This window comes from Cohnella ginsengisoli, from assembly GCF_029525555.1.
GTDB classification, from domain to species: Bacteria; Bacillota; Bacilli; order Paenibacillales; family Paenibacillaceae; genus Cohnella; species Cohnella ginsengisoli.
The window spans coordinates 1,444,663-1,471,416 of sequence record NZ_JAPDHZ010000003.1; the positions used below are offsets into that span (position 1 = coordinate 1,444,663).

22 protein-coding genes and 2 pseudogenes are annotated in these 26,754 nt (G+C 62.3%); 2 read left to right on the forward strand and 22 right to left on the reverse strand.

The features are described 5' to 3' along the window. Nucleotides 1-20 precede the first annotated feature (20 nt). From OMP38_RS35990 to OMP38_RS17935, 10 genes are all read right to left on the reverse strand, one after another. The gene (locus OMP38_RS35990) at nucleotides 21-353 is read right to left on the reverse strand and encodes a discoidin domain-containing protein (RefSeq protein ID WP_420869706.1); all 333 of its coding nucleotides are present in this window, start codon (nucleotides 351-353) and stop codon (nucleotides 21-23) included. Further along, nucleotides 265-3,063, reverse strand: coding sequence for a fibronectin type III domain-containing protein (locus OMP38_RS17895; RefSeq protein ID WP_277566326.1), 2,799 nt, complete (start codon nucleotides 3,061-3,063; stop codon nucleotides 265-267). The genes OMP38_RS35990 and OMP38_RS17895 overlap by 89 nt, the downstream gene beginning before the upstream one ends. A gap of 52 nt (nucleotides 3,064-3,115) precedes the next feature. Then, complete coding sequence (locus OMP38_RS17900; RefSeq protein ID WP_277566327.1) at nucleotides 3,116-4,867, reverse strand: CBM96 family carbohydrate-binding protein; 1,752 nt, start codon at nucleotides 4,865-4,867, stop codon at nucleotides 3,116-3,118. 957 nt (nucleotides 4,868-5,824) lie between these two features. Beyond that, nucleotides 5,825-7,693 carry a galactose-binding domain-containing protein gene (locus tag OMP38_RS17905; RefSeq protein WP_277566328.1) on the reverse strand — a complete coding sequence of 623 codons (1,869 nt, stop codon included), beginning with the start codon at nucleotides 7,691-7,693 and terminating at the stop codon, nucleotides 5,825-5,827. Nucleotides 7,694-8,039: 346 nt separating this feature from the next. Next, nucleotides 8,040-8,837: a M55 family metallopeptidase gene (locus OMP38_RS17910; protein ID WP_277566329.1), complete on the reverse strand. Its 798-nt coding sequence runs from the start codon at nucleotides 8,835-8,837 to the stop codon at nucleotides 8,040-8,042. Between the two features lie 31 nt (nucleotides 8,838-8,868). Then, on the reverse strand, nucleotides 8,869-10,095 hold the full coding sequence (locus OMP38_RS17915) for a Gfo/Idh/MocA family protein (RefSeq protein ID WP_277566330.1): 1,227 nt from the start codon (nucleotides 10,093-10,095) through the stop codon (nucleotides 8,869-8,871). A 142-nt stretch (nucleotides 10,096-10,237) separates the two neighbouring features. Further along, the gene (locus OMP38_RS17920) at nucleotides 10,238-11,248 is read right to left on the reverse strand and encodes a Gfo/Idh/MocA family protein (RefSeq protein WP_277566331.1); all 1,011 of its coding nucleotides are present in this window, start codon (nucleotides 11,246-11,248) and stop codon (nucleotides 10,238-10,240) included. 11 nt (nucleotides 11,249-11,259) lie between these two features. Next, nucleotides 11,260-12,066: a DeoR/GlpR family DNA-binding transcription regulator gene (locus tag OMP38_RS17925; RefSeq protein ID WP_277566332.1), complete on the reverse strand. Its 807-nt coding sequence runs from the start codon at nucleotides 12,064-12,066 to the stop codon at nucleotides 11,260-11,262. A gap of 113 nt (nucleotides 12,067-12,179) precedes the next feature. Beyond that, a complete protein-coding gene (locus OMP38_RS17930) occupies nucleotides 12,180-13,109 on the reverse strand; it encodes a 1-phosphofructokinase family hexose kinase (RefSeq protein ID WP_277566333.1) in 930 nt (309 codons plus the stop codon). Then, nucleotides 13,106-13,972 (reverse strand): class II fructose-bisphosphate aldolase, encoded by an 867-nt coding sequence (locus OMP38_RS17935; RefSeq protein WP_277566334.1) that lies wholly within the window; start codon nucleotides 13,970-13,972, stop codon nucleotides 13,106-13,108. Before OMP38_RS17935 ends, OMP38_RS17930 begins: the two co-directional genes overlap by 4 nt. Before the next feature lie 169 nt (nucleotides 13,973-14,141). Here OMP38_RS17935 and OMP38_RS17940 point away from each other — a divergent pair, with 169 nt between their 5' ends. Beyond that, a complete protein-coding gene (locus OMP38_RS17940) occupies nucleotides 14,142-15,029 on the forward strand; it encodes an SIS domain-containing protein (protein WP_277566335.1) in 888 nt (295 codons plus the stop codon). 583 nt (nucleotides 15,030-15,612) lie between these two features. Here the strand turns inward: OMP38_RS17940 and OMP38_RS17945 are convergent. From OMP38_RS17945 to OMP38_RS17990, 10 genes and pseudogenes are all read right to left on the reverse strand, one after another. Then, nucleotides 15,613-16,692, reverse strand: a complete 1,080-nt coding sequence (locus OMP38_RS17945; protein WP_277566336.1) for a Gfo/Idh/MocA family protein — start codon at nucleotides 16,690-16,692, stop codon at nucleotides 15,613-15,615. Then, nucleotides 16,689-17,609 (reverse strand): helix-turn-helix domain-containing protein, encoded by a 921-nt coding sequence (locus OMP38_RS17950; protein WP_277566337.1) that lies wholly within the window; start codon nucleotides 17,607-17,609, stop codon nucleotides 16,689-16,691. Before OMP38_RS17950 ends, OMP38_RS17945 begins: the two co-directional genes overlap by 4 nt. A gap of 16 nt (nucleotides 17,610-17,625) precedes the next feature. Then, nucleotides 17,626-18,477 (reverse strand): sugar phosphate isomerase/epimerase family protein, encoded by an 852-nt coding sequence (locus OMP38_RS17955; protein ID WP_277566338.1) that lies wholly within the window; start codon nucleotides 18,475-18,477, stop codon nucleotides 17,626-17,628. Nucleotides 18,478-18,506: 29 nt separating this feature from the next. Next, a complete protein-coding gene (locus OMP38_RS17960) occupies nucleotides 18,507-19,130 on the reverse strand; it encodes a hypothetical protein (RefSeq protein ID WP_277566339.1) in 624 nt (207 codons plus the stop codon). A 4-nt stretch (nucleotides 19,131-19,134) separates the two neighbouring features. Further along, entirely contained in the window at nucleotides 19,135-19,683 is a 549-nt protein-coding gene (locus OMP38_RS17965; protein ID WP_277566340.1) for a hypothetical protein, read from the reverse strand. Beyond that, a complete protein-coding gene (locus OMP38_RS17970) occupies nucleotides 19,680-20,462 on the reverse strand; it encodes a glucosamine-6-phosphate deaminase (RefSeq protein ID WP_277566341.1) in 783 nt (260 codons plus the stop codon). Before OMP38_RS17970 ends, OMP38_RS17965 begins: the two co-directional genes overlap by 4 nt. Next, on the reverse strand, nucleotides 20,459-21,505 hold the full coding sequence (locus OMP38_RS17975; protein WP_277566342.1) for a Gfo/Idh/MocA family protein: 1,047 nt from the start codon (nucleotides 21,503-21,505) through the stop codon (nucleotides 20,459-20,461). The genes OMP38_RS17970 and OMP38_RS17975 overlap by 4 nt, the downstream gene beginning before the upstream one ends. Nucleotides 21,506-21,666: 161 nt before the next feature. Beyond that, a pseudogene (locus OMP38_RS17980) lies at nucleotides 21,667-22,365 on the reverse strand (sugar phosphate isomerase/epimerase family protein); the annotation flags it as partial. Between the two features lie 179 nt (nucleotides 22,366-22,544). After that, a complete protein-coding gene (locus OMP38_RS17985; RefSeq protein ID WP_090108999.1) occupies nucleotides 22,545-22,742 on the reverse strand; it encodes a DUF4177 domain-containing protein in 198 nt (65 codons plus the stop codon). Nucleotides 22,743-22,767: 25 nt separating this feature from the next. After that, a complete protein-coding gene (locus OMP38_RS17990) occupies nucleotides 22,768-23,088 on the reverse strand; it encodes a hypothetical protein (RefSeq protein WP_277566343.1) in 321 nt (106 codons plus the stop codon). Nucleotides 23,089-23,411: 323 nt separating this feature from the next. Between OMP38_RS17990 and rpoD the strand changes: the two genes are divergently transcribed. Then, nucleotides 23,412-24,302 (forward strand): RNA polymerase sigma factor RpoD, encoded by an 891-nt coding sequence (gene rpoD, locus OMP38_RS17995; protein WP_277566859.1) that lies wholly within the window; start codon nucleotides 23,412-23,414, stop codon nucleotides 24,300-24,302. 461 nt (nucleotides 24,303-24,763) lie between these two features. Here rpoD and OMP38_RS18000 read toward each other — a convergent pair whose 3' ends face one another. Next, complete coding sequence (locus tag OMP38_RS18000; protein ID WP_277566344.1) at nucleotides 24,764-25,891, reverse strand: D-alanine--D-alanine ligase; 1,128 nt, start codon at nucleotides 25,889-25,891, stop codon at nucleotides 24,764-24,766. A 2-nt stretch (nucleotides 25,892-25,893) separates the two neighbouring features. Then, a pseudogene (locus tag OMP38_RS34785) lies at nucleotides 25,894-26,470 on the reverse strand (amidase domain-containing protein); the annotation flags it as partial. Nucleotides 26,471-26,754: the final 284 nt, after the last annotated feature.

The following is a 26,754-nucleotide window of genomic DNA, read 5'->3' on the forward strand; positions in this document are numbered from 1 at the left end:
TTCGTTTACGGCTTATTCACTCAGTACACTTCCAGCTCCGCAAGCTGCATTCTGTAGTAATTGGAATCGCTCGGATTTTGACGCAAGCTGGTCCCCGTCACCTTGACATAACGGGCCTGTGCCGATGCGAAGCTGAAGGACTGTACGGTTCCTCCCGGCATCGGATAGGCAGTGCGGCTTACGACTTCGTTCCAAGTCGTTCCGTCGGTGGAAACTTGGATCGTAAAATCGACAGGGAAGCCATATCCCGCGTTCCCCGTATCGTTACGGGGGGTATAAGCTGACCTGGCTAACCGCCGCCGCCGTTCCCAAGTCCACCATGATCCATTCGGTATGATTGGAAGTAAGCGAATTGTTGCTGGTCCACCCGAATTTGCCGGCTATGGAATTGCGTTCGCCGTCAACCGCTTTCCCTACGGCCCAATTCGTACTATTGTAAGTGCTGCTTGCCGTGACCGTCTTCCCCAACGCCAGATTGGCAAGAGGCGCTGCGGACGCTTGCGAGGAGTTCGCGCTCTCGCCTCCGTTATAAAGGGAGCTGACCACGTAATAATACGTCGTCCCGTTCGTCACGGTCTGATCCGTGTACGTGACCGCCGTGACGCTCGTCGCGATCGTCGTATATGGACCGCCGCTGACCGTGCCTCGCTTCAGGTTGTAGCCGGTCGCGCCGCTCACTGCCGTCCAGCCGACGGTCACGGAACCGCCGCCCCCTGTTGCCGTGACGCCCGTCGGCACGGGATTGGGCACGGTGACGGACGCTGCCGCCGAATCCGGGCTCGTGCCGCCGGCGCTAACGGCCGCGACGACATAATAATAAGTCGCGCCTGCGGCAACGGTACTATCCGTGTAAGCGTTCGTCGTGACGCCTGTCGCCAGGGACGTGTAAGGGCCGCCGCTGACCGTCGCGCGCTTCACGTTGTAGCTCGTCGCGCCGGCCGAGACGTCCCAGCTCAGCTGGACGGCGCCGCCGTAGACGCTGCCCGTGACGCTGGTCGGCGCCAGCGGCGCCGCGCTCACTTCGTCCGCGCCGATATCGTAGGCGGCGCCGGTCGGACGCTGCTGGCCGTCCATGTCGGTCGGGACGTCCGCCGGCAGCGAAGCGCCTGCATCGATCGCGAGCTGCGCGGTGGACGGATTGAGATGGTAGTTGCCTCCGGCCGGGTTGATCAGCCAGCTCGATGAAGCGTTAACGATGTTGTTGCCGGATGTCGCGGTACCTCCATTGCGGAGCTTGACATCCTTATCCATCAAGTTGTTGCGGATGTCGCCGCTGCTCTCCGCGTAGCGAGACTCGACGCCGCCGACATTCACGGTCGGCGCGATGTTAAGCATCGTGTTGTTGTACACCTTGAAGCCGTTCGCCTTGTTCATGTAGACAGCCGCATCCGACGTACCGTACACCACGTTGTTGCGCATGATGCCGCCGCGGTGTTCGTAAGTCGTGTCGCCGTTGCGGAACAAGGTCGGCCCGGTGCCTCCGCCCCCGAATGACATGGCGATGAAGCTGTTCAGGAATACGTTGTTCTCCACGATCGTATCCATCGAGTTGCCCTTGGCGAAGAACGCATAGGCTACGCCGTCATTCAGGCCCTTGGCGTTCTGGAACGTATTGCCGCGAATGACCCAACCCTTCGAAGCGACCAGGTCGATCCCTTCCACGACGCCGCGTTGACCGGAGGTCGTGTAGCCGATCACCGAATTCTCGATGACCCCGTAATCCGCGTAAGGCAGGTCCGGACTGCCGCCCGAAGTCGACTTGAAGCCGCCTTCGCCGTTGTCCCACGTCTTCAGATGATCGGCGTGGAAGTAGTCCGAGCCGCTGTTCACCTGAACCGAATGGAAGTACGAATCGCGAATCGTCATGTTCTTGATGGTGACATAGTCCGCATCGTTCACCTTGAAGTTGATGTCGAGCGAAGAGTTGTTGATGCCCATGCCGACGACGACCGTATCGTTGTAGTTCGTCGTCGCCCCTTGAATCGTAATGTTGTTTTTGCCGTCGATCGAAATGGTAGCCGTCTGATTGTACGTGCCTGCAGCGAGCGTAATCACCCGTCCGCCGGCCGGCGCGCCATCGATCGCCTGCTGAAGCTGAGCGAGCGAGGTGACGGTCACCGCATCCGATACAGGCGTATTGGTCGTGGCCGTTACGACGTTAGACAGTGCCGAATAGTTTCCGGCGTCGTCGAACGTTTTGACGGCGAAGTAGTACGTGACGCCGGTATTCAGCTGATTGACTTGGAATTTCATCGCCGAGCCCGCATCCTTCTGCGCGAGCTCATCCTCGGCTTGCGTAGCCGTCGCCCAGTTCGCATCGGTGATCGGAGACGTCGAATAGCGAACGTCGTAACCCGCAGCCTTATACAACATACCGTCATTGCCCGGAGCGGTCCAGGTCAGTTGGACGCTGCGGATGTTCGGCGCCACGGCTTGCAGATCGGCAATCGCGGCAGGCGGCGTCGGATCGGATGCCGGCGTCGACACCGACCACACGTTCGAGATTGCCGATACGTTGGTCGCCTCGTCGATGGCGCGCATGGCGAAATAATACGTCGTCGCCGGCGTCAGTCCGGATACGGCCAGCGTCTGCGCGGTGCCGGCGGCTTGCGGGACCGGCGCGTTCGTCAGTTTCACCGCATCGTTCCAGTTGTTTTCGGTAATCGGCGCCGTATGATAGCGGATATCGTAGGCAGCCGCCGTTCCCGTGGACCCGTCGTCGCCCGGCGCGGTCCAGCTCAGCTTCGTCGTCTTCCAGGTCGTCTGGCTGCCGGACAGATTCGCGACCGCGGCAGGCGCGACGCTATCGCCCGGATCGGCGTAGACCTCGATCTCGACCGGCGTATTGACCGCATTGTAAGTCTGATTGACCCGAACGTGCCCGTTGGCCGAGAAGCGGACGTAACGGGCATTGATCGTCGACGAAAGCGCGATCGTCTTGCCCGACCCGTCTGCCGGCTCCTGATATTCCGCATCGGTACCGGCCCCGAGTCCGGAGCTGTTGTCCTGGTCGTTGTTGAACACCGTCGTCACGCCTGTGGCGAAGTTCGGGTCGTTCGACACCTGGACGACATGGTCGCGCCCGGTCCGGTATGTGTCGGCGCTTGCGCCCCAGTCATTGCGGATGTTGATTTTTTTCGATGCCGTATGCCTGACCCAGGTCGACTTGAACCCACTTCGGACCGGTCGATACGCCGATCAGCGCATACTGATCGCGAGCGGTCACGCCGTCGGTCAGGATGGACAGCGGCACGTTGTTCGATACCGTTCCGTTCGACGTGACCGACTTGTTCTTGGCCACGTTGATCGTCGTCTCCATGACGACTTGGATGACGTTGGAGAGGCCCGAGAAATTATTCGCGTTGTCGCGCGTCTTCATCGCGAAGTAGTAGGTCGCTCCCGGCGTCAGTCCCAGCACGCTGAACTGCTGCTTCGTGCCGGCAACCTGCGGGGTAGGCTCCCCGACGACAGGCGTAGCCGAGCTCCAGTTCGCTGCCGTTATCGGCGACGACGAATAACGCACGTCGTACTCGCTAGCCGTACGCACGTTGCCATCGTCGCCCGGCGCCGTCCATTTAAGCACGACGCTGCTCATCGTGCGATCGCCGGCCGCCAGATCGGCGATCGCGTCAGGCGCAATCGCATCCGTATTGTCAATGACGATAATCGGCCTGTTGTAGGGGTTCTCCGAGCTGTTAAAGTTCACGGGGTTTGACTGTTTCAGAGGATCGCTCAATTTGAACGAAACCTTCTTGTCGCCCATGTGACTGTTCACGAAATCCGTGATGTCGAAATCGTACCAGCCCGGTCCGGTGACCGGGAGCAAGCCCAGATCGACCGCTCCGGTCTCGCTCGGCAAGTTCGAGGCCGTGACGGAGCCTTCCGTCCAGGAATTGTCCTGCAGGCCGGTAACCGTAACCTTCATCGTGATGGGTTTATTGTAGTTGGTATACAGCTTCAGTATGGCGCGCTCGGCCGAGCTTCCCGAAAACGTACTGAAATTTCCCTGCAAATAAGCGGTGTAGATGTAATTTCCATTGTTTGAAACGGCAAGCGTCTGCTGATTGGGGTAAATATTGCCGTACGAATTCTGCACGTCGTCCGCCGGGCTGAACTCGGTGGCTGAAGAAGCCGCCATCGTGACGGACACGACGTTCGACAACGCCGAAACGTTTCCTTGATCGTCGACCGCTTTCATTGCCGCATAGACGGTCGTCCCTGCGGTTGGCCCGGTCACGGTCATCGACTGCGAAGTTCCGGAAGTCGCAGGAAGCAGGGAGGTTTCGACTTTCTGCGCGCTGCTCCAGTTCGCTTCGGTAATCGGCGCATTGGCATATCGGATGTCATACAGATAAGCCTTGCCTACATTGCCGTCATCTCCCGGAGCGGCCCACGTCAACTTGAACGTGCGCGCGGTTACTGCGCTTGACGCGAGGTTGGAGATGGCCGAAGGCGGGGTCGTCTCGTTCGGAACGAACTCGTCCGCGCCGACATCCGGCGCGCTGCCGTAAGGACGGGTCTGACCGTCCATATCGGTCGGCACCTCGGTCAGCGGAGCGCCGATATCGCGCGCGCCCGCACCGTAGAACGGATGGAGATGATAGTCCCCTTGCGCCGGATTGGCAAGCCAGCTTCCGTCCGCGCCCGTGAGGTTGTTGCCCTGGGTCGCCGTCGCGCTGTTGCGCAGCTTGACGTCGGCGCCGAGCAGGTTGTTGCGAATGTCGCCGCTCGTCTCGACGAAGCGCGGCTCGATGGAACCCAGACCGCTGCCGGTTTTCAGAATCGTGTTGTTATACACCTTGAACCCGGTCGCTTTGTTCAGATAAACGCCTGCGTCTACCGTGCCGTACACCACGTTGTTGCGCATGATGCCGCCGCGATGCTCATAGGTGGTGTCCTGGTTGCGGAAAAACGATGGGCCGGAGCCCCGCCGCCGAACGACATGGCGATAAAGCTGTTCGTGAATACGTTGTTCTCGATGATCGTGTCGAGAGAGTTCGCTTTGGCGAAGACGGCATAGCCGACGCCGGCGGAGTAGCCTTGGGCGTTCTCGAATTTGTTGCCGCGTACGATCCAGCCTTTGCCGGCGATAATATCGATGCCTTCGACGACGCTCTGGATGCCGCTGGTGGTATAACCGATTAAAGAGTTCTCGATCAAGCCGTAATCGGTATAGCCGTTGATCCCGTTCACGTCAAAGGTCGTCTTGAAGCCGCCTTCTCCGTTGTCCCATGTCTTCAGATTGTCGGCATGGAAATAGTTCGAGCCGTCGTTAATCTGGATGGAGTGGTAGTAGCTATCCTGAATGGTCATGTTCTTGATCGTGGCGTAGTCCGAGTTATTGATCTTGATGTTGATGTCCATGGATGAGTTGGACATGCCCGGCCCTTTAATGACCGTATCGGCTCTGTTCGACGTAGCGCCCTGGATCGTGATGTTGTTTTTGCCGGTGATCTGGATGGTCGTCGTCTGGTTATACGTGCCGGCCGCTAGCGTAATGACACGGCCTCCCGCAGGCGCGTTAGTGATCGCCTGCTGCAGCGCGCTCAGCGAGTTGACCGTCACGGCGTCCGCCGTCGGCGTGGCGATCGTAGCGCTGACCACGTTGGACAATGCCGACAAGTTGCCGACCGAGTCCTTGGTCCTCACGGCAAAATAATAGGTCGTCCCTGCGGTCAGCTCCTTCACCTTCATGGCCATGGCCGAACCGGATGCCTTCTGCGGCATTTTGTCTTCCACCAGCGACGCCGAAGACCAGTTCGCTGCCGTAATCGGGGAGGTGGAGTAGCGCACCTCGGAGCCGGCTGCGGTCCCGATCGTGCCGTCATCGCCCGGCGCCGTCCAGGTCAGCTTCGCGGAGCGGAATATCGCCTGTGACACCTGAAGATCGGAAATGGCGGCAGGCGCCTCCGTATCCGCAGCCGGCGTCGTGCTGCTGACGACGTTCGACAGCGGCGAGTCGTTGATGATATCCTTCGATTTCATCGCAAAATAATAAGTCGTGGAGGGGGGTCAGCCCGCTAACCGTAAACGATTGGATCGTCCCGGCCGTAAGCGGCACCGGCGCTCCGGTCACGACGGTCGCGTTCGCCCAGTTCGCCGCCGTAATGGGCGAAGTCGACCGGCGGAACTCGTAAGCGCTCGCCTTGCCGACGTTGCCGTTGTCGCCCGGCGCCGTCCAGCTGAGATCTACGGTTTTCCATGTCGTCCTCGTGACGGCCAGGTTCGTGACGGCCGCCGGCGGCACGCTGTCCTGCGGATCCGCGTACGCCTCGATCTCGACCGGCGTATCGACCAGGTTGACCGTGCCGTTGATCCGGACATGGCCGTTCGCCCAATAGCGGACATAACGGGCGTTAACCGTATCGTTAAGCAGGATGTCCTTGCCGCTGCCGTCGCCCGGCTCGACGTATTCCGCATCGGTGCCTGCGCCCAGCCCGGAGCTGTTGTCGCCATCGTTGTTGAAGAAGGTGGTCACGCCGCTGGCGAAGGTGGAGTCGTTCGACAGCTGCACGATCAGATCCTTGCCGGTTCGATACGTAGTGGCGGTGCCCCAGTCGTTGCGGATGTTGACCCGGGTGACGTCGTACGCCTTGCCCAGATCGACTTGCGCATACTTGGGGCCGTCCGATACGCCATACAGCACGTATTTGTCCGACGCCGTCACGCCGTCCGTCAGCGCGGAGAGCGGCTGACCGCTTGGCGAGGCGGCGTTCGACGTTACCGTCTTGCCGAACGCGACATTCGCGACCGGCTTGATCGCGATGCTGGCGACGGATGACAGGTTGGATACTTGCCCGCCGGTTCCGATCGTTTTCATCGCGAAATACACGGTCGCCCCGGACGGCAATCGCTTCACCGTCATCGTCTGGGCGGAAGATGCCGCAGCCGGAGCCGGTTCGCCTAAGACGCGCTTAACTGTCAAGCCGTCGTCCCAGTTGGCGCTTGTAATCGGGGAAGTCGAATAGCGAATGTCATAGCCGGTAACCGCCGACGGTCCCGGACTGGTCCAGTTTAGCGTAGCGCTGTTTACGGTGGCGTTGCTTGCGGTTAAATTGACATTGATCGGGAGAGATGCGTTCGTTGCGGGGGTTGCGGCGTAGACTTCAAGCTCGACCGGCGTGTTCACATTTTTAATCGATCCATCAGCCGTGCGGATATGCCCGTTCGCCCAAGAGCGGACGTAGCGGGCGGAGACCGGCGTGCTGAGCGCGATCGTTTTGCCGCTGCCGTCAGTCGGTTCAAGATAAACGGAATCGGTCCCGGCGCCTTGGCCCGCGGTATTGTCCGAATCATTGTTGAAAATGGTGGATACGCCGCTAGCGAACGTTGGATCGTTCGACAGCTGAACAATGATATCGCGTCCGGTTCTCGTAGCGGTCGGGTTGAAGTCGTTCAGGACGTTCACCTTCGAGACGGGAAACGATTCGCCCAGATCCAGCTGTACCCACTTGGGCCCTGTCGAGGCGTCGATCATCGCATAGTTGCTCGTTTGACGGTCGCCGTCGACAAGCAGATTCAACGATGCGGCATTCGAGACGACGCCGTTCGTCGACACGGTTGCATGGCCGAGCGCGACGTTGGTCTCCGTCGGGTCCGCGTAGACTTTGGAGTCGGACGGATACAGAAACGAGGCGGACAATAGGCTGGCGACGAGTAACGACGCCCCTGATTTTTTAACAATCGTAAGCATTCTTACACTCCCTCCGTTGAATGGTCATTCCACTGCTACAGAGCGTGCTCGATTTGCATCGTGCTTACCTCTCGTTATCTCTACCGCCTTTCTACAGTTTAATGGGCTGCCGGAAGCGCCCTCTGAACGCCTTCCCTCCTCCCCGCTATGTAAGCGCTTCTCTTTAAGCCTGCCATAGTCCCGAGCGAATCGCCATTAGGGTAAATTGTCTTATACTTGGTCAATTTCATCCTGCTCCACTTCTATCGCAATTCGGGCGTAAACGGCCTTTTTCGCGGTCGTTTCCATGCGCCGAAACGACAAATAAGCCTGCCTCATCGCCGAGACAGGCCAAGCCGTTTTTCGCTTATCTGAACGTCCGGACGAGCAGCCGCATCAAATCGTCGTCCTCGAGCTTCAAAGTCCTGCCGCCTTGACGGCGAACGCCGTCCGCTTCGAAAGCGTGCGCGTCGGCCAGATTCGTGCTCGTATAATCGATCCGCATCTCGTAAGGTCCCGGTAATGCGTAGGGCTTGCACTCGCTTCTGCGGGTAACGGCCTCCTTGACGGACTCGCCGATCTCAGCCAGGACGCGCCGAGGCGCCTTGAGCAGGCCCGCGTGCCGGCCCGTCCCCTTCTTCGTCTCGTACGTGACCACCGTGCCCAGCTGCCGATGCGCTTCTGCGCAGGCCTTGTCGTCGCCGGAGACGAAGACGACCGGGACGCCGCAGCGGCCGAACAGCAGCGCGTCGATCCCGATCTCGCCGATCGGCGCGCCGTTAAGCGCCAGCTCGCTAATATCCGCATAGCTGAACGTATGCTCGAGAAGCGCGCCCGGGGTGCCGGCCATCGCATGATAACCGATGAGCAGCGCGCCGTCGAACGTACCGTCCAAGCCGGGAAACCGGTTCGAGAGCGGCAGCGGGCCGACGGCCAGCGTGGCTAAGGGATGCAGGCTGCCGCACAGCAGATTGAAGCCTGACGCGTGGGCGTCCTTTACGAAAACCTCGGTCGCGCCTGCCTGCACGAGCGCCTCGACGACGGCGTTCACCTCGTCCGTCAGCAGACGGCGGGACTCCTCGTAGAACATCTCGCCGCGGTAGATCTGCTCCTTGAGCGCGATGCCTGCGATGCCTTCCATATCGACGCTGATATAAAATTTCATAGCACGCTCCTCCTCTGCGGTCCGGCCGATGCTAGGCGCCGTTCATGCGGAAACGCTGGGGAAAACGGCGATACGCGCGCAGATCGAACGATTCCGGTTGCGCCGCCCACGGCAGGCCCGTCTCGGATAGCAGCTTGCCCGCCGCGAAAGCATCCTTGATGGCGGTCTCGATCCCTTCGATATAAGCGCCCGGCTGGTCCTGGGCGTCCGACAGGCGCACGAAGGCAGGCGGAATCCCGCGGATCACCCCGGCCGATTCGAACGCCCCGTTGGCCACGAGCGTGAAGCGCCGCGCCGAATCCAGCGAGACGTCCAGGCCGTCCTGACCGTCGATCGAACGGATCAAGTTTCTGTACCGTCTCTCGACGAACCCGCCTTCCGCGCAGTCGTACGATTTTCCCAGACCGTACCGCCAGATCCTGACCTGGTCGTCATAATTCCATTCGATCGCGCCTTCGGTGCCTTCGATCCGGACGCGCTGGGTCTCCGTCTCCTTCGCGCACAGCGTCACGTAATAGCAGAGCGGCGTACCGTCGCTCATCTCGATGCGCATCGCGGTCGTATCGTCGCTCTCGATGGGATTGGCATGGTACATCTCGGCCGCTACGCTGACCGGCTGCGACTCGCGGCCGACCGCGTCCGCCGCCGTCTCCGCCAGCTTCAGCATGCTGTAGAGCAGATGCGCGGCGGGGTTGTGAAAGGCACCGTCGAGGACGACATTTCCCGCGGCCGTCAGCTTGCCGGCCCAAGGCGTTCGGCCGTAGTAAGCAGCCGTGCGCTGCAGCAGGGCGATCGCCTTGAAGCGCTTGACGCGGCCGATCTCCCCGGAGGCGATCGCGTGCGCGATCAGCGACTGCGCCTTGCGCGAAGGCGCGAAGAAGTTCACGGCGCATAATTTGCCCGTCCGGGAGGCGGTCTCCGCGATCCGGTCGACATCCTGGAGCAGGGCGCCGGGCGGCTTTTCCAGGAGGACGTGGTAGCCGGCCTCCATCGCGCCGATGCTCATCGGCGCATGGAGCGGGATCGGCGTGGAGATGACGACGAAGTCGGCGCCGGCCTCCGCCGAGAGCATGTCGCGGTAGTCGGCATAGTGCCGAATGCCCCGCTCCGCGACGAGGGCCGCCGCGCTCTCCGTCAGCCGCACGTCGCTGATCGCAGCCAGCTCAACCAAGCCTGCGTCCGTGAGCCGGACCAGCTCGTTCAGATGGACGCGGCCGAAGCCGCCTGCGCCGATCAATAGGGCTTTGCGTACCGACATGTCGCTTCCCCCTTTCCCTCTCGAATATCGCGTTGCTTGGATCTTGCGCTTAAGGGCGACGGGATCGCGGGGCCGCGGGGCTGCTTCGACGGCGCGGGACGCTTCGGCGCCGTAATCGCGGAGCGCGTATTCCCGGCCCCGACTAAGCCCGCTCGATCCGCGCCGCCCGTTCGTCCGCGTCCACGGCCGCCGCGGAGGCGAGCAGCACATCCTCTCCCGACAATACGGAATCACCGCCGCGGAGCCGATTCATAAAATCCGCGTAGAGACTGACCGGCGGTTGCCGCAGCGGCACGGGATGGATCGCTTCCGCATCGCTGGACAGCAGCAGCATCGGCTCCCGGGCGCCCCAGGGATCTCCCTGCAGACGCAGTTCGGCGCTGCCCGCCGTGCCGACGGCGAAGATGCGCCCGTCGCCCCAGGTCCAGTTGCGGACGGGCGTATGCCAGTCTGCGTAAAGCTGGGCGAGCGTACCGTCCGCTAGCCTCGCGTTCAGCGCCGCGGCATCGTAAAAGCCCGGATGCTCCGGCAGAATTCGTTTGGCCATATACCCCTGTATATCTGCGATCTCGCTGCCCGTCAGCCAACGCAGCAGGTCCAGGTCGTGGACGAGCAAATCTTGAATGATGCCCCCGGAGCGGGCATGATCGAAAAACCAGTCCGGCCGGTCGCCCGCGTTCAGCCGATGCGGCTTGCGCATGTCTAGCGACACGAGCCGGCCGAGCGCGCCTTCGTCAATCAGCGATTTGAGCGTATGCACGCCTGGATGGAAGCGTTGGGTCAGCAGCATGCCGACCTCGATCCGTCCCCGTCCGACGATGCCGCGCAGCCGCTCAAGACCCGTCCTGCTCGTCACGGCCGGCTTGTCGAGCATGATGTGCTTGCTCCGCGCCTCGCACAGCTCGGCGACGTCGATCTTGCGGCTGTTGACCGCGGCGCAGCCGGCGACGCTCACGTCCTCCGCCAAGGCGTCGTCGATCGCATCGAGCAGCGGCACGCCGAATCGGTCGGATAGCGCGATCGCGAGGCCCCGGTCCTCGCCGTCCTCCTCGAAAATACCCGCGCAGCGATAGCCCATGCCTAGCATCTTTTCGATAAAAGAGGCGATGTGCCCGTGCTGGCATCCGATGATCGAGAACGCCGGTTGTACCATGATTACGCTCCTTAGCCGACAGAATTAATGGTTTGCTCAGGTACGTAAACGGCCATCCCATGCTCTTGGCAGGCGCGAGCCAGCCAACCGTCCGGCTGGCGGTTCGTGATGATGCCCGTCGCTTCGGCCAGCGGCATGATCGTGAAGAGGGCCGTTTTCGCAAGCTTGCTGTCGTCGAACACCGGGTACACCTCGCCCGAGCGCCGGATCAGAATTTGCGCGATGCGAACTTCCATTTCCGAATGCATCGTCCATCCGTGCGTCTCCGATACGCCGTCGACGCCAAGGAACATCTTGGTGACGTTGATGCGGTCCGCGACGGTCTCGGCAAGCGGCCCGATCAGCTCGTAGCTCTTGGCCCGCATGACGCCGCCGACCACGACGACCTGAACGTCCTCCGCGTCCGCCAGCTCATAGGCAATATTCACCGCGTTGGTCACGACCGTGATATTGCGCTTGGCCTTGAGGGCGCGCGCGATGAGGAATGTCGTCGTTCCGCCCGTGAGGCAGATGACGTCCCCGTCGGATACGAGTCCCGCCGCGGTCTCCGCGATGCGTTCCTTCTCTTGCAGCTGAGCCTGTCTTTTATCCGCAAAAGGCAGCTCGGCTGCCGGCTGTGCCGTCGTTCCTTCATAAACGGCGCCGCCGATCGTCCGGATGATCGGACCCGACCGCTCCAGCAGGTCGAGATCGCGCCTCGCGGTCGCCTCCGAACATTGCAGCGCGCTCGTAATCTCCTGAATCGACAATCTCCCGTTCGCCTTGATCAGCTCCAGCATCTTCGCCCTGCGCGTTTCGCCCTTCGACGTCGCTTCCATGTCCCGACTCCCCCGCCCGTCATCCGCGTATTTTTCTACATTGTGCAGGAGAAGCCGTCCGGATTGCAACCATTTGCGCCGCTTCGCACGCGAGGCGCTGCGGCGCTGCGGCATTACAGCGGCAAGACCTCCACGCTGTCCAGCAGCCTTTCATAGACGGCAGGATCGAGCTCGCCCGCCCTGTCCGTCATGGCCGCCGCCGCACCCGCAGCAGCGGCCATGCGAAGCCGATCCGCAGCCGGCAGCCCCAGCTCGTCGGCATAGGCCATGCCGGCCATGAACGCGTCGCCGCAGCCGACGGCGCTGACCGTGCTGACGCTCGGCGCAATGACGCGATACAGCTTGCCGTCCATGCAGGCGACCGCGCCTTGACGCCCCAGCGTCGCGCACACTTGGCGAATGCCTTGGCCGTGAAGCTTCGCCGCGGCCTCTGTCCAATGATCGGCCTCCAGGCGCCGGCGGCCGGTGAGCCGGGCGAGCTCCTCTTCGTTCGGCTTGATCAAGTCCGGCTTCGCCCGGATGCCGAGCGCCAGCGCCTCGCCGCTCGCGTCCAGGTAGACGCGGGCGCCCGCGGATCTCGCGGTGTCTACGAGCTCCGCATAAAGATCCGCCGGCGCGCCGGCGGGCAGACTGCCGGACAGCACGACGACGCTCGCCTGGGCGCCGAGCCGGCCGACGGCTTCTTTGATCTCGGCAAGCTCCGCGTCCCCGACCGTCGGCCCCTCCTCGAGCAGCTCCGTCGACGCGCCGCTCGCCTCGTCGACGATATTCAGACAGGTTCGGGACTCGCCGGCGATGCGGACGAAGGCGGTCCCGATGCCTCTCGCGGCGAGCCGCTCCTCGATGAAGGCGCCTGCGCCGCCCGCCGAGAATCCGGTCGCGGCCGCTTCGCCGCCGAGCAGCCTGACGATCTTGGCGACGTTGTTCCCTTTTCCGCCGGGCTCTGCGATCTGCCGCCTGACCCGCTGCACGGCGCCCGCCGCGAAGCCGGACACGTAGTAGGTTTTGTCGACCGCGGCGTTTAACGTGACCGTGACGATCACACCGCCTCACCGCCCCGTCCGGCGCAGCCGCACAGCGCTATCTTTTCGAGCGCCAGACGCTTGACGGCTTCCTTCGCCGGCACCATGTACTTGCGGGGATCGTTCTCCCCCGGCCGATCCTCGAAGACGCGCTTGATGGCATCCGAAAACGCGATGCGCAGCTCGGTGGCGATATTCATCTTGGCCATGCCGAGCGCGACCGCCCGCCTGACCTGATCAGGCGGAATGCCGGAGCCGCCGTGAAGCACCAGCGGGACGTCGACGCTTCCGGCGATGCGGGCGATCCGGTCGAAGTCGATGTCCGGATCGCCCTTGTAGATGCCGTGCGCGGTGCCGATCGCCGGCGCCAGCGTGTCTACGCCCGTGCGCGCGACGAACGACACGCATTCCTCCGGGTCCGCCAGCAGCGCGTCGCGGGCGTCGACGACGATGTCGTCCTCCACGCCGCCCACTTTGCCAAGCTCCGCTTCGACGTTGACGCCGACTGCCGCGGCCACCGAGATGACGCGGGCTGTGCGCTCGACGTTTTCCTCGTAAGGATGCATGGACGCATCGATCATGACGGAGGTATAGCCCGCCCGGATGCACCTTACGATGACGTTGTAGTCGGTGCAGTGGTCGAGGTGGAGACCGATCGGCAGACGGGTCCGGCTCGCGGCCACCTCGGCCGCGGCGGCGATGTAGTCGGCGCCCAGATGCTGGACGGTGCCGACGGTCGTCTGGAGAATGAGCGGGGCGTCGCTCTCGATCGCGGCATCCACGACCGCTTGCAGCATCTCGAGCGTGTGAACGTTAAAAGCCGCTACGGCGTATCCGTGCTTTCTCGCGTGCCGCAGCACCGCCGTCGTCGATGTTAGAGCCATGACTGGTTCCTCCCGGCCTGCTTGAATGGTGTTCGTGCGCGAGTCGATCCATCGCGTTCGTTTATAATATAGAGAATAATTATGATTTTTTCAATCATTAAATGATTGTAATAATCATTTTATTTGATTATTATGATCTTATAAATCAATATGTGGAGGTTGCCGTCCAATGAGCCTGACTTATCGGGAGACCAAACAGCAATATGCGGCGCTGCGACAAACCTATGAATACATGCTGGGCGAGCGAGGGCGAATCGAAACGTTCGTGAAAAGCATCGCCCCCTCCTCGATCACCTTTCTCGGCTGCGGCTCCAGCTATTGCCTCTGCGAATCCGCCGCGTTTTCCGTCCGGCTGCGCGCGGGCCTGACGGCGCAGGCTTTTGCCGGCGGCGACTTGCTGCTGAACGGCGAGCGCTATCGAACCGCGCTGACGGGCACACTGCTGGTCGCGCCTTCCCGTTCGGGCAGCACGACGGAGATCGTCGAGGCCGTCCGCCTGCTGCGCGGCGCGGCTCACGTCCCGCTGCTGGCCATCTCTTGCGTCGCTGGCTCCCCGCTATCGGCCGAGGCGGACCTGGCGCTGGAGCTTCCCTGGGCATTCGACGCCAGCGTCTGCCAGACCCGAACGGTGATCAACCTGTATACGGCCGATCTGCTGATCGCTGCCTTTCTCGGCGGCGACGAAGCGCTGATCGCCTCGATCGACGCGGCGATCCGGGACGGCGAAGCGTTCATGGCGCGTGTCGAGGCGGGCATCCGCACGGCGGCGGGATTCGACTGGACCCAGGCCGTCGTGCTGGCCGACGGCGAGCTGAAGGGCCTGGCGGGCGAAGGCGCGATCGCGCTGACCGAGATCGCGGCCGTGCAGGCCCAGTCGTATCATCTGCTTGACGTCCGCCACGGGCCGATGGTCGTCGTCGGTCCGGGCACGCTCGTCATCGCCGCCGCATCCGGCGACGCCGGGGGCGCGCGGCACCGGCACAATCTGCTCCGCGACCTTAAGCGCAGGGGGGGCGACCGTCATCGTTTACGCCGACGCGGCAGACGCGGAGCTTGAAGCGATCGCCGACTACGCCGTCTTTTCCGGCTTCGCGCTGGATCCTGCGGTCCAGGGTATTCCCTTCCTCTTTCTCTCGCAGATCGCAGCGCTGTGCCGCGCGGAACGCAAGAGCATCGATCCCGACCGGCCGGACGGGCTGGTAGCGTGGGTCGCGCTCTGACGATCGATGGGACAAAGTAGTCCCAACGGAGACTTCTGGCGGCAGGCGCACCGATCGATGGGACGAAGTAGTCCCAACGGAGACTTCTCGCGGCAGGCGCACCGATCGATGGGACGAAGTAGTCCCAACGGAGACTTCTCGCGGCTGGCGCAATGGTAGGCGGGGCAAAGTAGTCCCAACGGGGACTTCTCACGGCTGGCGCTACGGTCGGCGGGGCGAAGTAGTCCCAACGGGGAAATTCTCGCGGTCGGCGCTACGGTCGGCTGGGCGAAGTAGTCCCAACGAGGAACTTATCGCGGTCGGCGCTACGGTCGGCGGGGCAAAGTAGCTTAAATTCAAAAAACCGTTCTTCGCCCACAGACGCACGATTGCGTCCTGGCCGAAGAACGGTTTTTTCGCATGAAAAGGTTTGCCCCTATGCTACGCGCTGTAAATCAACGGATTTTGCCGCCTGCACTCCTCCATGACCCACATCTGCTGGCGCACTTGCTCCGGCGTGATCTCCAGCGGCGCGCCCTCCGTGAGCGAGCGGTGCAGCATCAGGTATAGCCTTTCGGTCATGTAGCCGAACAGACTCTGCCCCTCCGGCAGCGACATCGACCATTCGTCGTTGTACCATGTCAGTTCCTCGTTGCAGTAGGCGGGCAGCCCCGCCGCATTGAACAGCGGCTCTCTCACGAGCTGCTGCGCCGGCGCTTCCTCGGGCTTGAAGTACTGCCACTCCAGATGTTCCGGGCTGCCATGCAGGCCCCCGTTGGTGCCCTGGATGTTGAACGAATCCTGCGGATACGCGCAGCAGGACGAGATCTCGATATCGATCGTCGGACGGCCGGGGCCTCTCATGAGCAGCTTCACGTAGTCTTCCGCATCCCCGAACGTGTTCGCCCGGTCCATGATGCACGTAATCTGCGGCAGCGCGTCGGTGCCGAACAGCTGCAGCGCCTGGTCGACCGGATGCGGACCGGTGTTCATGAGATTGCCGCCGTTGTTGCTCTGAAGCGTCTGCCAATCCCATCGGCGGGCGAATCCGTTCATACCGATGCTTACCTGTACGATGCGGCCGAGCACGCCGGAATCGATCACTTGGCGAATCTGCTGGAAAGCGGGGTGGTATCTGGACTGCTGAAAGACGGCAAGCAGCTTGCCCGAGCGCTTGGAAGCTTCGATCAGCCGATCGACCTCCTCGGGAGATTTGGCCAGCGGCTTTTCGCACAGGACGTTGAAGCCTTTGTTCAGCAGCTCCAGCGAGATGGGAAAGTGCTGATGGCTCGGCGACGCGTTGACGACCAGGTCAAGCTGCTCGCTCGCGATCATTTCTTCCCACGTGCCATAGGCGCGACAGCCGAATTCCGTTTCGGCAAGCGCACGGCGCTCCGGGATGGAATCGGCGATCGCCGCGATTTGGTACTGTGCGGGGAGCTGCACGAGCAGTTTGCCGTGAATGTCGCGGCCGCTGCGTCCCTGTCCGATGATGCCGACTTTCAATGGAGTTGCCGTCATTTGTTCATCCCTCTTTCTCCGATAGGCTCGGCGGAGCCGCCGAACGTTTTTTTGTATTCCGTAGGCGTGATGCCGGTGCGCTTCTTGAAGGTGCGGATAAAGTGGCTCAGATGCCGATAGCCGACTTGGAACCCGATCTGCGTGACCGTGAGCGACTGCCGCCGGATCAGCTCCTTCGCCCGCTCGATGCGGACTTCGTTCACGTAGTCGATGAACGACTGACCCGTCACGTGCTTGAACATGTGGCTGAAATACGCCGGCGCCATATTCGCGATATAAGCGCCGTGCTCAAGCGGGATGTCCTGGCTGTAGTTATCGTGCACGTACCGTCTGGCTTCTTCGATCGGCTCCCGGTCGGCGGCGACGGATTGCCTGCCCGGGCTGCGCCGGACGGCGCGGTATTCGCGCTCGGCCACCGTCAGCAGTTTCAGCAGGGAGATCCGGATCGCGAACTCGTAGCCGACCTCCTTGTGGTCGTATTCGTCCTGCATGTCTTGGAGCAGCTGCAAGACGAGCGGCTGCCTGTGCTTGCCGACATGCAGCCAGGAATAAGGCGCGGCCGCCGGTCCCGGCGTCAGGTAACGCTTGAGGTAATCCTCCATTGGCCCCAGATGCCCCTCCAGCAGTTCCGGCAAGAAGTCGGCCATGATCAGCTCGAACGCCTGATCTTCGATGGCGCTGATGCTGTGTCCGTTGCCGGGCGCGATGATGAACAGATCTCCCTGGCTGACGGTCAGCGACTTGCCGAGCAGCTGGTGATTGCACATGCCCTGACGGACGTAGGCGATCTGGACGTAGTCGTGCATGTGCAGGCTCTGCTTCATGAGCGGACTGGCATATCGGAATATTTTGAAAGGAAAATCCCTGTTCAGCTCATCCCGGCCTTGAAAAAGCGGCAGGTCCAAGTCTTCGTTCATACGACACCGCCTGTCTTTACGCTGTTGCGATCAGCCTGCGAAGCGCCTCGAGGTCGTGCTCCAAACGTTCGTACGCCGGAAACGGGGCATGACATTCCAGCGTTACCCAATCCGAGTAGCCCGTCTCGCGCAGCGCGTCGAACAGCGGCTTGTGGTCGGCCCCGCCCTCGCCCAGCCGGCTCTGCAGGAACAGCTCCCGGCCGTGGCGCGTCGTACTGGCGAACGTCCCCGGCGCACCGAGCTCCGCGATGCGAAGCTCATCCTTCACGTGCACATGCATCAAATAGCGCCCCAGCCGAAGGACGGAGTCGCGTCCATAATCCGTATCGGTTATATACATATTGCCCGCGTCGTGAATCATCCCGACGTTGTCGCTTCCGATCATGCCGAGCAGTCGCAGGCTGCTGTCCACCGTCTCGACGAGCGAGTCGTTGTGAATCTCCATGAGCACGTTCACTTCATGCTTCTTCGCCTCTTCGGCGCATAGATTCATCCAGTAGGCGGCTTTGGCATAGTGATAGTCCTGCGCCTTGAAGGCGTTGGGACCACCGGGGAAAACGCGGATCATGCGCGTGCCCAGCACGTCGGCGATCTCGAGCAGCCGCTTGAATTCCTCGAAGTAACTCTCCGACTGGCTGTCGTCGGCATCGGAGAAGCCGCCGATATAGCTGGCCAGCACGGGGATCGGGAGCGCCAGGCTGTCGGATAGCGCCTTGACCTCTTTGACTCTTTCCATGCTGCTGGACGGAGAGATATGAGGCTCGCGCGCCGCGATCTCGATCCCGTCCAAGCCGAGCCGCTTCGTCAGGTGCATGGCTTCCTGAATGCTGTGCGAGATGAAGACTCCGCTGAATGCCGCTAATTTCATTTTCGTTCCCCCCTGTCCTCGATAAAGGCTCATCGGTCGCCCTTGCCTGAGTCGTCACGATATACGATCTCGCCCGCCTTGCATGTCCGTTCGATCCGGAGCTTGCCGCCGTCCCGGCGGAACAGCGCGATGTCGGCCGGAGCGCCCGCGGACAATCCCGCAGCCGCAGGCAGCCGCATGAAGCCCGCCGGCCTGACCGACGCCATGTCCCATGCGTCGGCCAGACTCGCGATGCCGCGCCCCGCCAGCTGCTCAATCCCCCAGAGGAGCATCTGCGCCGATCCGGCCAGGATCTTTTCCTGCTCCGCCAGATGGAGCCGGCCTTGGGGCGTCAGAACGACGCGGCCGCCGATGTGCGTCGTATATTCGCCCGGCGGCATGCCGCTCAGGTACACGGCGTCGCTGACCAGCATCGCTTTCTCGCCCTTCACCTTGAGGACGACCTTCAGCACCTGGTCCGGCAGATGGAACCCGTCCGCGATCAAGCAGCTGTACAATTCGTCCTGGGCCAACTGCTCCCATAGATAGTTCGGATGGCGAGGCAGCATGAGGTGAGCGCCGTTGCCGAAGTGCGTCGACATCCGCGCGCCGGACGCGACCGCTTCCTTGATCTGCTCCGCGGTGGCGGCCGTATGGCCGATAGACACCGTCACGCCGCTATCCGTGCAGCGGCGGATGAACGCGCCGCTCCCCCTCCCATTCGGGCGACAGCGTGAGGATGGCGATGCGGCCGCCGGCCGCCTCCTGCCACTTGCAGAACAATTCCCAGTCCGGCGCCCTGACGAATCGCAACGCGTGGGCGCCTCGCGCGCCGTCTTCGGGCGAGATGAACGGTCCCTCCAGATGGATGCCCGCGATGCACGAGGCTGCGTCCGTATCACGCTCGCAAGCCTCGGCAATGGCCGCGACCTGGGAACCGATCGCCGCGGGCCCGTTCGTGACGACGGTCGGATAGAAGGCGGTCACGCCTTCCCTTCGAAGCTCGCGCGCCACCGTCCCCGGCAGTTCAGGCGGAATCGGCGACCGGTTGAAGTCGTGACCGGCGAAGCCGTTAATCTGCAGATCGACCAGTCCCGGCGCCGCGTACGGCAGCGCGTCCCGCTCCGCCGGCTCCGCCTCCGCAGACGCGATCCGCGCGATCCTTCCGGCTTCGACTTCGATCTCCACGGGCTCGCCCGTACGATAGTGGAGCGCCTTGAGGATCATCGTCCCACCGCCCCGTACGAATCGAGATCCGCGTACAGGGTGCAGTCCGGATGGCTTCTGAGGATGGTGGACGGGCAAGCCGTCGCGATCGGCTCGCTCAGCGTTCGGCCTACGGCCTCCCGCTTGGTCGGCCCCGGCACGACGCAGAACAGATGCGCGCCGGAGAGAAGCGCGGGCACCGTCAACGTCAGCGCATGCGTCGGCACCGCATCGATGTCCGGGAAGCAGCCGTCGTTGACCTGCTGGCGTCTGCACGTCTCGTCGAGTTCGACTGGCTTAATGAGCAGTCGATCATCGAAGTCGGCGACCGGCGGATCGTTGAAGGCGATATGCCCGTTCTCGCCGATGCCCAGGCAGACGATGTCGATCGGCGCCTCGGCCAGCAGCGCGGCATATCGGCTGCACTCCGCCTCGCTGTCGTTCGCGCTGTCGATCAGATGGATCGCCCCCGGCTTCACCCGGTCGAACAGCCTGCCCCGCAGATAGCGCCCGAAGGCTTGGGGAGCGTCCGGAGGCAATCCCAGATATTCGTCCATATGAAAGGCGACGATGCGCGACCATTCGATATCCGGGTCGGCCGCAAGCGTATCCAGCATCTCGTTCTGAGACGGCGCCGCCGCGAAGATCATGCGGATACTTGGCTTGGTTCGAAGCAGCGACTTGATCTTGGCGGCGACGTCGGACCCTGCCGCCGCGCCCATCTCGCCGCGGGACCGGTACACCCGGACTTTTAAGTCGCCCGCTTGCGCTTCAATTACCGGCTGTTGCAAGGTCGTCATCCGGCTGCCCCCCCTTCTCGCTCTTCCCCGATCACGATCTCCGCCCTTCGGCTCGCGCTCTCGTAGATCGCCTCGACCAGCCTGACGGCCCGCCAGCCGTCTTCGCCCGAACTTAAAGGCTCGGTGCCCGTCTCGATGGCGGCGATGACGTCGAGGAACTGGCTTTGGTGAAATTCGGCGACGATGCTCTTCGGATCGGTCACCCCGCCGTACGATTGCTCCTGCGCCCAGTTCGGCTGTTCCCAGCCGGGTACGGACCAGCGCACGATCGAGCTGCCCTCGAGCTTGATCGCGCCCTGCTCGCCGTACAGCGCGATCGTCGCGGGATACCCGGGCTGAATGCTGGTCGACGCCATCACCGTCCCGTATGCGCCGCTCTCGAATTGCAAGATCGCCAGTCCCAGGTCCTCGGCCTCCATGCGGTGCGTAAGCGTGGCCGTCTTGCCGAACACCGTGCGCGCGTCCCCGGCGAACCAGAGCATCAGATCCAGGCCGTGAATGCCCTGATTCATGAGCGCGCCGCCGTCCTCGGCGATCGTGCCCCGCCAATCGGCGCTGTCGTAGTAGGCCTGGCTGCGGTAGAAAGGCAGCGTCATCTCCGCCAGCAGCAGCCTGCCGATCGCGCCTGCGTCGAGCACCTGCTTGATCAACTGGTTATTGGCCTCGAATCTGCGCTGGGCGATCGACGAGAGGACGACGCCGCGCTCGCGGGCCGTATCCGTCATTTTCCGCGCTTCCCGCGCGCTCATCGCCATCGGCTTTTCTACGATGAGGTGCTTGCCCGCGTTCAGCACGTCGAGCCCGACGGACGCATGGCTGCCGCTCGAAGTGGTCACGCAGACGATATCGATATCCTCTCGGCCGAGCAGGTCCCGGTAGTCGGTGACCCATTCGCAGCCTTCCCGCTCCGCGAGCGCTCTCGCCCGGCTCTCCGTCCTGCTGGAGACGGCGACCAGCTTCGCTTCCTCGATCTGCCCGATCGCCTCGACATGCCTTTCCGCGACGTCGCCGCAGCCGATGATGCCGAATCCCCATTGCGCCATCCGCCTATACCTCCTTCGCGAGCGCGCGCAGCGCGTCGAGCGTCATCCGGGTCCCGGTCATCCGGCTGCCGTCTCGGGGCACGTAGTGCGTCTCGATCGTAAAAAAGCCCTTCGTAACCGTCCGCATCGAGCGCCCTCAGCTGCGCGATGACCGGCACATCCCCGGAGCCGAGCGGCACGCAGCGCGCCTGGCCGTCGGGCCCGAAGCATGCGTCCTTCAGATGTACGTGGGCGGCATACGGCTTGATCGTCTCGTAGCCCCGAGGGTACGCTTCCTTGCCCGCATGCGCTTCGTTGCCCGGATCCCACAGCGCGCGCAGCGCCGGCGAATCGACCGCGCGGACGAGCTCCGCGACCTCGCGCGCCGATCCGCCGTTGCACGAAGCTTCGTTTTCCAGCAGCAGCTCTACCCCCGCGTCCTGTGCGATGCCGGCCGCGCGCCGGAGATGCCCTGCGATCTCCTCCGCGTAGCGCTCCGGATCCCGCTCGCGCCAGAAAGAGAAAATCCGGATCCGCTTCGTGCCCATCAGTTCCGCCAGCTCGATGACCCTGGACAGCTTCGCGAAATGCGCCTCGACGCTCTCTTCCCGCTGGCCGAACGTATCCCCGGATGCGACCGGTCTCGCGGGATCCAGGGCGCACTTGAACACCGGCGAGGCGATCGCGGATATGTACAGTCCCCTCGCTTCCGCCTTCCGGCGGACCTCCGCTGCCTCCTCATCGCTCAAGCTCGCGGCATTCCGTCCGTCGACGACGCGCACTTCCACGTGCGCAAGCCCTTGCTCAGCCGCCCAGTCCAGCGCTTCTTCGTATCGGTCCGACACTTCATCCGTCAGCACGCCCAATCTGCTTAAGAACACTCGCAAGGCTCCTTTCGTGTAGCGCTTTCTTTCTCTACTATAGCAACTTCGTCCCGAAAGAAGTTGACGTTTTTTGCGAAGGATTTTTACATTTTTTAAGGATGCAAAAAAAGCCCCCGGCCTACAGGCCGAGGGCAGTGCGCTTATGTAGTGCGAGCAGGTCTGCCGCTCTCTATCTTCTATAACTGTCGCTTGAAGACGACGATGATGTCTCGGGAAGCGCCCTGTCCCTGGCTCGTATCGAAGCAGGACACCAGCTCCCAGCCTTCATAGCCGTACCGGTTCAGCTCGTCCTGGAACTCCTGCTCGTCGACCTTGCCGCCGAGCCAGCCGCCGGTCTTGTACTTCAACGTGCAGTATTCCCACTTCGTCCCCATGGCGAATGCCTCCCGTCATGAACGTCTAGGCGTGCTGTTCTCCGAAAAACATCTCGTGCGCGAGCGCGGTCTGTACGCGCGACTCCTCGTCCGTGAGCTTGCGGATCAGCTCCATCTCGACCTCCGTCACTTCTTCCCCTTGAAAGTTGATCTCTGCGATCGAAGCGACGATGCGGACGATGGCGACCGCCCGGTTGTCAGGCGCGTACGCGATGACCTTCTGGCCCGTAGGGAAGACGCGGAACTGCTTTTTGACCATTTTGCCCCGTCCGTATTCAAGCAGCTCGTAGAGCTCCTGCTCGGACTTGAATTTGCACACCGAATTGAACTCTGTCTGGAATCCCATCTGCATCCCTCCGCCCTTGGACTTTTGCTGCTATTATAAACCGTAGACCGCTCGCAATGAAAGTAAACGCCGCGCGATCCAACCAAAAAAGGACCGGCTCCATCGCTCGTCCGAAAACGTGGCGTAAGATCCGGTCCAAATTTATTTGATTTACTTGTTGTATAAATGCCTACTTCGTGATATAATGAGAAATGGTACTTATAAGACATCCAAAGCATAAGATTCCTACTTCAGGATAGCACATATCCCGCCGGATGTCAATTCCGTTATTCTACACCGTTCCGCCCCAGCACTTTTACCGGATGGAGGGATGCGCTTTGACGATGGATACCGATTCTCCCGTTGTCGACTTCATGGACGACGACCTGAAGGTGCCCGCGGGCATTCGGATGGACGACCCGGTCCGCATGTATCTGAAGGAGATTGGCCGCGTGCCTCTGCTCACGGCCGACGAAGAGATCGCGCTCGCTCATCGGATCGAGGAAGGCGACGAAGCAGCCAAGCAGCGTCTGGCCGAAGCCAATCTTCGGCTGGTCGTCAGCATAGCAAGACGGTATGTCGGACGCGGCATGCTGTTCCTGGACTTGATTCAAGAGGGCAACATGGGCCTGATCAAGGCTGTCGAAAAGTTCGATTACCGCAAGGGCTTCCGCTTCAGCACGTACGCTACGTGGTGGATCCGCCAGGCGATCACCCGCAGCATCGCGGACCACGCGCGCACGATCCGGATCCCCGTGCATATGGTGGAGACGATCAACAAGCTCGTCCGCATCTCCCGGCAGCTCCTGCAGGAGCTCGGCCGCGAGCCCACCCCCGAAGAGATCGCCCAGGCGATGGACATCACGATCGACAAGGTCCGCGAGATCATGAAGATCTCGCAGGAGCCCGTGTCGCTTGAGATGCCGATCGGCGAGGAGAACGACTCCCGGCTGGGCGAGTTCATCGAGGATCAGGACGCGCCGGAGCCTGCCGACGCGGCCGCTTTCGAGCTAATGCGAGAGCAGCTCGAAGACGTGCTCGATACGCTCACCGAGCGCGAAGAGAGCGTGCTGCGCCTCCGGTTCGGCCTCGACGACGGCCATACGCGTACGCTTGAAGAAGTCGGCAAGGCGTTCGGCGTCACCCGCGAGCGGATCCGGCAGATCGAAGCGAAGGCGCTACGCAAGCTGCGCCATCCGAGCCGCAGCCGCAGGCTGAAGGATTTCCTTGACTGAGATTTAGACAAAAGCACCGCCGTCATCGCTGACGGCGGTGCTTTTTTTAGTTGCAAGGTTATTCCGGCCAACTCGTCCCGATCGCAGCTCCGTCATCGCAGTTGCACGGTTCTTCCGGTTAACTCGCTCATGATCGCGCTCCGTCATCGCAGTTACACGGTTTTTCCGGCTAACTCGTCCCGATCCCAGCTCCAACGTCGTAGTTGCACGGTTTTTCCGGCTAACTCGCCCCAATCACAGCTCCGTCATCGCAGTTGCACGGTTTTTCCGGCTAACTCGCCCCGATCCCAGCTCCAACGTCGTAGTTGCACGGTTTTTCCGCCTAACTCGCTCATGATCGCGCTCCGTCATCGCAGTTACGCGGTATTTCCGGCTAACTCGCACCGATCGCAGCTCCGTCATCGCAGTTGCACGGTTTTTTCGGCTAACTCGCCACGATGATCTGCCGGCCAGCTTCCCGATCAGCCGCCGTAATCGATCAACTGCTTCTCGGCATGACGGGCGAGCGCGAGCTCGATCAACGTGTCGAGAAGCTCCCGGTAGGAGACGCCCGTCTCCTGCCATAGCAGCGGATACATGCTGAACGGCGTGAAGCCCGGCAGCGTGTTGACCTCGTTGATCAGCAGCGCGCCGTCGCTTTTGCGCAGGAAAAAGTCCGCACGGCACAGCCCTGAACCATCGATCGCCAGAAAGGCCCGAACCGCCATCTCGCGAACGGCCTGCGCCGTCTCCACGGGGATCTCCGCCGGAATGATCATGGCGGATTTGCCGTCGATATACTTGGCCTTGTAATCGTAGAATTCGTTCGAGCTGACGATCTCGCCGGCGACCGACGCCCTTGGCTCGTCGTTGCCCAGGACGGCGACCTCGATCTCCCGCGCGTCGACGAACTCCTCCACGATGACCTTGCGGTCGAACCGCAAAGCTTCTTCAACGGCAGCAGCTAACTCCTCGCGATTGCGCGCTTTGGACACGCCGACGCTGGACCCGAGATTGGCGGGCTTGACGAAGCTCGGATAGCCGATATTCTGCTCGATGCCGTCCAGAAGCGCCTCACGCTCCTTGTTCCAGTGAAACCGCGTGAACGCTCTATACCCGACCTGCGGCAAGCCGGCCGCCGCGAACATCGTCTTCATCGCCGCTTTGTCCATCCCGACCGAAGAGGCGAGCACCCCCGCCCCTACATAGGGCAGATTCGCCATCTCGAACAGGCCTTGAATCGTTCCGTCCTCGCCGAAGGTGCCGTGCAGCAGCGGAAACACGACGTCCACCGAACCGATGCCCTCGCGGCGGCCGGCTTCCGATACCGCCGTTTCCGACATCCCCTGCATGAGGGGAATGAGCGACGAGCCGGTCTCTCCCGCTTCGCCCGTCTTCTCGAACTGCAGCTCCGCGACGGCGTCAGGCGGCGACGCGAGCAGCGAACCCGAACGCCACCTGCCTTCCTTCGTTATATAATAAGGAATAAGTTCGTATTTGTCGTAATCGAACGCCTTCAGCACCGCCAGCGCGGTCTGAAGCGATACTTCATGCTCGCCAGAGCGGCCGCCGTAGACGAGCCCGACGCGAATCTTCTGTCCAGTTCCCATTGTCAGCTTGACCTCCGCCTAGTTCGACTGCCTCGTAAATTCGCCCTTTGAATTAAAAAAATCGCCTCGATACGATAAAAACGATACCGGGTATTCTCCGTCCAGGCGTAGGAATCGCGATAGTCCCAGTACCGGTGCCTGCTGGGCACGGTGTTGGCATTGACCAGGGGCATGCCGTCCTCATTGAGCGCCGTCACGATCGTATTGTGCCTGAATTGGCCGTTGCCGTCCCAATCGTAGCAAATAACGTCGCCCGGCGACAGCTGCTCGGGGCGCTCGACGCGCTCGGCCCGAAGCCCGGCTGGCCGCGGCTGGCTCAAAAAATGCTGCAGGCTGTTCGCGACCGCCCAGCTGTAGCTCCAGCGCTCCTGGCCGCTCGACAACCCGTGATACCACCAGCCCGATTCTCTTTTTCCAGTATAGTTCATGGGCGCGCCCCCCTGCAAAGAGACACTGCGAGACATAGTTGGTGCAGTTCACCTCGAAAAGCTCGTACGCCGGATTCGCCTTATCCCACCATGACTCGGCATACGCGACGGCGGCTTCACGGTCGTAGGGCCCGCTGCGCGCGGGCGATCCCCCGTAGGGATTCGCCCAAGGCGCGGCTAGAACGCCGCTCGCGATCCCTTGCCAAGCCGCATACCCGTCCCGAGCCGGAATAAACGGAACGGACGGCGCCACCGGCCACTCGTCCCCCGGGCCAAACGCTCCCTCGGCGCCGGTTCCCAGCAATGCAGCGGACGACCGCTCGTCGCCCAGCGGCTCCGCGCGGTCCAATCGCCACTCGGCGCCGAAGGGAACGAGCCGGATCCGTTCGCGCTCGATCCGCTCTTCGGCATAGCCGGCAGCGCCGGCGCCGAACG